Origin of the sequence: Methylobacterium indicum, from assembly GCF_001043895.1 — a bacterium.
Lineage (GTDB): Bacteria > Pseudomonadota > Alphaproteobacteria > Rhizobiales > Beijerinckiaceae > Methylobacterium > Methylobacterium indicum.
Map to the genome: position 1 here is coordinate 1 of NZ_JTHF01000337.1, position 5,683 is coordinate 5,683.

6 protein-coding genes and 1 pseudogene are annotated in these 5,683 nt (G+C 73.9%); 4 read left to right on the top strand and 3 right to left on the bottom strand.

The genetic code is table 11. The annotated features are described in order from the left end of the window. Window positions 1-582 (bottom strand): annotated as a pseudogene (locus tag QR78_RS29420) (ABC transporter ATP-binding protein); the annotation flags it as partial. Window positions 583-1,106: 524 nt separating this feature from the next. Between QR78_RS29420 and QR78_RS29425 the strand changes: the two are divergent. The 4 genes from QR78_RS29425 (at window position 1,107) to QR78_RS29440 (ending at window position 4,454) form a co-directional block, all read left to right on the top strand. Then, window positions 1,107-1,811, top strand: coding sequence for a carbonic anhydrase (locus QR78_RS29425; RefSeq protein ID WP_048431173.1), 705 nt, complete (start codon window positions 1,107-1,109; stop codon window positions 1,809-1,811). 90 nt (window positions 1,812-1,901) lie between these two features. Next, the gene (locus QR78_RS29430; protein WP_048431174.1) at window positions 1,902-3,317 is read left to right on the top strand and encodes a DHA2 family efflux MFS transporter permease subunit; all 1,416 of its coding nucleotides are present in this window, start codon (window positions 1,902-1,904) and stop codon (window positions 3,315-3,317) included. Window positions 3,318-3,463: 146 nt separating this feature from the next. Continuing rightward, the gene (locus tag QR78_RS29435) at window positions 3,464-3,805 is read left to right on the top strand and encodes a hypothetical protein (RefSeq protein WP_048431175.1); all 342 of its coding nucleotides are present in this window, start codon (window positions 3,464-3,466) and stop codon (window positions 3,803-3,805) included. 25 nt (window positions 3,806-3,830) lie between these two features. Then, window positions 3,831-4,454: an LbetaH domain-containing protein gene (locus QR78_RS29440; RefSeq protein WP_082172170.1), complete on the top strand. Its 624-nt coding sequence runs from the start codon at window positions 3,831-3,833 to the stop codon at window positions 4,452-4,454. Between the two features lie 43 nt (window positions 4,455-4,497). Here QR78_RS29440 and QR78_RS29445 read toward each other — a convergent pair whose 3' ends face one another. Together QR78_RS29445 and QR78_RS29450 are read right to left on the bottom strand one after the other, a co-directional pair. Further along, window positions 4,498-4,905: a GNAT family N-acetyltransferase gene (locus tag QR78_RS29445; RefSeq protein ID WP_082172172.1), complete on the bottom strand. Its 408-nt coding sequence runs from the start codon at window positions 4,903-4,905 to the stop codon at window positions 4,498-4,500. 53 nt (window positions 4,906-4,958) lie between these two features. Then, a partial coding sequence (locus QR78_RS29450; protein WP_048431178.1) for a 2-oxo acid dehydrogenase subunit E2 occupies window positions 4,959-5,683 on the bottom strand: 725 nt, incomplete at its 5' end.

Here is a 5,683-nt window from a genome sequence, read left to right on the forward strand (position 1 = left end):
CGCCGCGGCGACGAGGCGCGGGGCCACCGCCGCCGCGACCGCGAGCGCCAGCAGCACGCTGCCGGCGGCGAGCGCCGGGACCAGGATGCCGACCGCGAGGAGCCCGTCGGCGGCGCGGATCGCCGCGCCGACCTGGCCGGCGAGCGCCCGGGCGTCGTCCCGGGCGGCGGGCCCGGAGCGCAGGATCGCGTCCTCGGCCACCTCCCGCAGGCGGCGCACCGCCTCGGCTTGCGCCGTCACGCAGAGCCGCGCCACGCCCCAGCCGAGCCCGGCGAGCGCCAGGGCGACGAGGATCAGGGCGCCCAGCGCCCACAGGGTCAGGGCGCTCTCCGGCAACGGCCAGCCGCGCACCAGCGTCAGGCCGTGGCCACCGAGGCGCTCGGGGAGCGGCACGACGAGATGCAGGAAGTGGATCGGCCCGCGCCCCGGCTCGGCGAGGGCCAGGAGCTCGTCGACGAGGTCGCGCAGGGCGAGCAGCCCGAGCCCGACCAGGGGGCCGCCGAGCCCGAGGGCGACCGCGATGGCGGCGGCGTGCCGGCGCTTGGCGCTGCGCCAGGCGAAGACAATCGGATCGCGGTCCATCAGAGCGGGCGACGGGACCGTGGGGCGGGGGCGCCCGGATGCTGCCGGGCCGGCGCCGGTCCGGTGCGCGGGGGCAGGCCCGGAGGCCGTCTCGCGGTGGTGACCATGGGCCTCCTCGATGCTGCCGGTGGTATGGGCCGCGGGGGCCGGAGCGGTCAAGCCGGGGCCGCCGGCGTCCCGGTCTGCGTGCCGGCGGACGCCGCGCGGCGGCATCTCATCCGATATCGCCACGCGATCGACCGGTCGGAGCGTGCGCGGCCGCACCCGAGAGACCGAGGCCGGGATTATTTCGTCAGATGAGCCCGGGTGCGTGCCCGCACATCCCCCGGATGGTCCATCCCCCATTCTCGGTGTCATCGGCGGAGCGACGATGCCTCGCCGGGCAAGACTGATGAAAATCGACGGATATTCATTTTCCTCTGCGCCGTCGGCGGGAGGAAGCCAGGCCCGGTCCGGCCTGGCACCTCCCTCCGACGGGTGGAGGCGTCGCCCGCATCCCTCTCATTCCTGCACAAGGACACCCCGTGGACAGCAGCATCATCCAGGGCATCTCGACCTTCCGCGGCAGCGTGTTTCCGGGCCAGCGGCAGATGTACCAGCGCCTCGTGCGCGACGGGCAGCAGCCGAAGGCCCTGATCATCGCGTGCGCCGATTCCCGGGTCTCGCCCGAGCACATCACCCAGGCCGGGCCCGGCGAGCTGTTCGTCTGCCGCAACGCCGGCAACATTGTGCCGCCCTTCTCGCAGATGAACGGCGGCGTCTCCTCGGCGATCGAGTACGCGGTGGTGGCGCTCGGGGTGCGCGACATCGTGGTCTGCGGCCACTCGGATTGCGGCGCCATGAAGGGTCTGATGCAGCCCGGCGCCCTCGACGCGATGCCGAACGTCGCCGCCTGGCTGCGCCACAGCCACGCCGCCGACCGCATCGTCTGCGAAGCCTACCCGGACGACATCGGCCCGACCGAGCGCCTGCGGGCGCTGGCCCTCGAGAACGTGGTGGCGCAGATCGCCCATCTGCGCACCCATCCGAGCGTGGCGGCGGCGCTCGCCAAGGGACGGCTCGCCCTCCACGGCTGGTTCTTCGAGATCGAGACCGGTGCGCTGCTGGCCTATGACGGCAGCCGCTTCGTGGCGCTCGCCGACGACGGCGTGCTGCCGGTGGCCCACGCCCCGGCGCCCCGGCGCGCGGCCGGCGACGGGGCGCGGCCGGTGCCGGTGGCGGCCGCGTAGCGCCGGCATCGGCCTGCCCCGCAGGGATGACGGGGCAGGCCCCGCCGATTCGCGCTTCCGGTGCCTCCGGCGAGCGCTAGATACGGCGCCATGCGCACCGCCCGGATCGTCCCCCTCGTCGTCGCGACGGCCCTGTTCATGGAGAACACGGATTCGACCGTGCTCGCGACGTCGCTGCCGGCGATCGCCGCGGATATGGGCGAGGATCCGATCGCCCTGAAGCTGGCCCTGACCTCCTACCTCGTCAGCCTCGCGATCTTCATCCCCATCAGCGGCTGGGCCGCCGACCGCTACGGCGCCCGGACGGTCTTCCGCTGGGCGCTGGCGGTGTTCATGGCCGGCTCGCTCGCCTGCGCGGCCTCGAACTCGCTCGGCTGGTTCGTCGCCGCCCGCTTCCTGCAGGGCATGGGCGGGGCGATGATGGTGCCGGTCGGGCGCCTCGTGCTCCTGCGCAGCGTGCCGAAGGGCGAGCTCGTCCAGGCGCTCGCCACCCTGACCATCCCGGCCCTCGTCGGCCCGGTGATCGGGCCGCCGCTCGGCGGCCTCATCACCACCGCCCTGCACTGGCGCTGGATCTTCTTCATCAACCTGCCGATCGGGCTCGCCGGCATCCTGCTCGCGACCCGCTACTTCCAGGACATCAAGGAGGAGGCGCGCCCGCCCCTCGACCTCCTCGGCTTCGTCCTGTCGGGGGCCGGCCTCGCCAGCCTGATGCTCGGCCTCGCCTCGAGCGGGCGCCACCTCCTGCCGGAGGTCCTGTCCTGGGCCTGCACCGGGGCGGGGGTCGTGCTGTGCGGGCTCTACCTCGCCCATAGCCGCCGGGTGGAGCACCCGGTGATCCGCCTCGATCTGCTGCGCTACCCGACCTTCCGGGCGGCGGTGCTCGGCGGCAGCCTGTTTCGCATCGGCACCGGGGCGATCCCGTTCCTGCTGCCCCTGATGCTCCAGCTCGGCTTCGGGCTCGACCCGCTGCATTCGGGCCTCATCACCTTCGCGGCCGCCGCCGGCGCCCTGTTCATGAAGACCATCGCGGCGCGCATCCTGCGCGCCTTCGGCTTCCGGGCGGTGATGACGCTGAACGCGGTGGTCGCGGCATGCCTGCTCGCGGTGAACGGCCTGTTCACCGCCGGCACGCCGCACGCCGTCATCATCGCGGTGCTCCTCGTCGGCGGCTGCTTCCGCTCGCTGCAATTCACCGCCGTCAACGCCATCGCGTACGCCGACGTGGATCCGCGCGACATGAGCGCGGCGACGAGCCTCGCCAGCGTCGCCCAGCAGCTCTCCTTGAGCATCGGCGTCGCCTTCGGGGCCTTCGTGCTCCAGTCCGCGGCCGAGTGGCACGGCCGCGGCGACATCCGGGCGGAGGATTTCGGGCCCGCCTTCCTGGCGGTGGCGGTCGTCTCCGGGATTTCGGCCCTGTCGTTCCGCCGCCTCGCCCCGGAGGCCGGCGCCGAGGTGTCGGGCCACCGCATCGTCCGGGCGAAGCCGACGGCCGACGCCGCGTAACAGGCTGAAGGAATTCTGTGGCCGCGCTTCAGCCATCGTTCAGCGTGGCGGCGCGATAACGGTGTCGTCGAGCCGCAGGGATCACGGTCATCCGGTCTCGGGCGCTCGCGAATGCTTGTTCCACCCTTACGTCATGGGGATCTGCCATGAAGCGCATCGCATCCATCTGCGTGGCCGCGGCCACTCTGGCGAGCGTGACCCTGGCCGGCGCGGCTCCGGCCGAGGCGCGCTGGCGGGCCGGGCCGGCCTTCGCCCTCGGGGCGGTCGGCGGCCTCGCCCTCGGCAGCGCCATCGCGGCCGGCGCGCGCCCGGCCTATGGCTACGGATACGGCTATGCGCCCGCCCCGGCCTACGGCTACACCCCCGTCTATGGCGGGCCGGCCTACGGCTACGCCCCGGCCTACGGCCCCGAATGCTACACCGTCCGCCGCCGGATGATCGACGAGTTCGGCGACGTCTACATCCGCCGCGTGCGCGTCTGCGACTGATCTGCGCGACGGGACCGGGACGGCCGTGAGCCTGCTCGCCCGACACATCCCGGCTTTCGGCACCTCCGCCCTGGCGGATTGGGCCGCCGAGCCGCCCTGGGCGCTCACCTCTGCGGCGGACGCCATCGTCCGCCGGCTGCTGACCCGCCTCGGCGAGGCGTTTTCCGTCGCCGACGGGATCGCCGTGCATCACAGCGCCCGGGTCGAGCCCGGCGCGGTGCTCAAGGGCCCGCTCGTCGTCGGGCCGCGCTGCGTCATCGGCCACGGCGCCACCCTGCGGGGCGGCGCCTGGCTGGAGGAGGCCTGCACGATCGGGCCGGGATCGGAGCTGAAGGCCTCGTTCCTGTTCGCCGGCACGGCGCTCGCCCATCTCAACTTCGTCGGCGAGAGCGTGATCGGCCGGGGCGTCAACCTCGAGGCCGGCGCGGTCGTCGCCAACCACCGCAACGAATGGCCCGGCGCCACGGTGGCATTCCGGCACGATGGGGCCACGATCGAGACCGGCTGCGCGAAGTTCGGCGCTCTCGTCGGGGACGGGACGCGGCTCGGCGCCAATGCCGTGGTGGCGCCCGGCGCGATCCTCGCCCCCGGCACGGTGGTGCCGCGCCTCGGGCTCATCGACCAGGGCGTGGCGCCGGACCTCCGGTGATGCCGGGGACCCGCCGATCGACAGTCCGGGCCGCGACGCCCCGTCACTCCGCCCCGCCGAGCCGCGCCAGTCCCTCCCCGTCCAGCCGGAAGAAGACCTTGTCGGGCTTGGGCGCCGCGCCGAGGCTTTCGTAGAACGCGAGCAGCGCCGGCTGCCCGGCATCCGCCGTCCAGTCGACGCGCTTCAACCCGCGCGCCACCGCTTCCACCGCCACCGCCCGCACCAGGGCGCGGCCGTGTCCGCCGCCGCGGTGGCGCGCGCCGACGAACAGCTCCTTCAGGAAGAGGCCGCCCGCGAGACCCGGGCCGGGATAGATCGCCGAGAAGGCCGCGAAGCCGGCGAGGGCCGCGCCGTCCTCCGCCACCAGGATCTCGGTCCCGGCCGGGCGCCCGGCGAGCGACGCCTCGATGTCCTCGCGGGGCGGGCAGGGCACGGCGTAATAGGCCTGCATCTCCTCGAAGAGCCGCGCCAGGGCCGGGTGGTCGGCCGGCGCGAGCGGCCGGATCACAGGGCGCCCCGGCGCAGGTCGGTGAGCACCGCGGCGAGGTGGGAGAGGAAGCGGGCTGCCGCCGCGCCGTCCACCGCCCGATGGTCCCAGGACAGGCTCAAGGGGAGGATCAGCCGCGGCTGGAAGGTGCTGCCGTCCCAGACCGGCTCGATGCGCGAGCGCGCCGCGCCCAGGATCGCCACCTCGGGCGCGTTGATGATCGGCGTGAAGCCGTCGCCGCCGATGCCGCCGAGCGAGGAGACCGAGAAGCCCCCGCCCTGCATGGCGGCGGGCGGCAGCGTGCCGGTGCGTGCCTGCTCGGCGAGCTCCCCCATCTCCCGGGCGATCTCGACGAGGCCCTTGCGGTCGCAATCGCGGACCACCGGCACCAGGAGGCCCCGCGGCGTGTCGACCGCGAAGCCGACATGGACGTAATCCTTCAAGATCAGGTCGTCGCCGTCGAGCGCCGCGTTGAAGCGCGGATAGGCCCGGAGCGCCGCCGCCGCCGCCTTGATCAGGATCGCCACCATGGTGACCTTGTGGCTGCCGGGGCGGGCGGCCCCGTTCAGCTCGCGGCGCAGGGCCTCGGTCTCGGTGACGTCGGCATGGTCGAAATTGGTGACGTGCGGGATCGTCAGCCAGTTGCGGGTCAGCGCCTGGCCGGAGATCTGCTGGATGCGCGACAAGGCTTCGCGTCGCACCGGGCCGAACTTGCCGTGATCGACCTGCGGCCAGGCCGGCA

What these genes read in the sequence shown, in the direction of transcription:
- QR78_RS29435 (WP_048431175.1), top strand. Translation starts at nt 3,464, where the DNA reads ATGAAGCGCATCGCATCCATCTGCGTGGCCGCGGCCACTCTGGCGAGC.
- QR78_RS29430 (WP_048431174.1), top strand. Translation starts at nt 1,902, where the DNA reads ATGCGCACCGCCCGGATCGTCCCCCTCGTCGTCGCGACGGCCCTGTTC.
- QR78_RS29445 (WP_082172172.1), bottom strand. Translation starts at nt 4,905, where the DNA reads ATGCAGGCCTATTACGCCGTGCCCTGCCCGCCCCGCGAGGACATCGAG.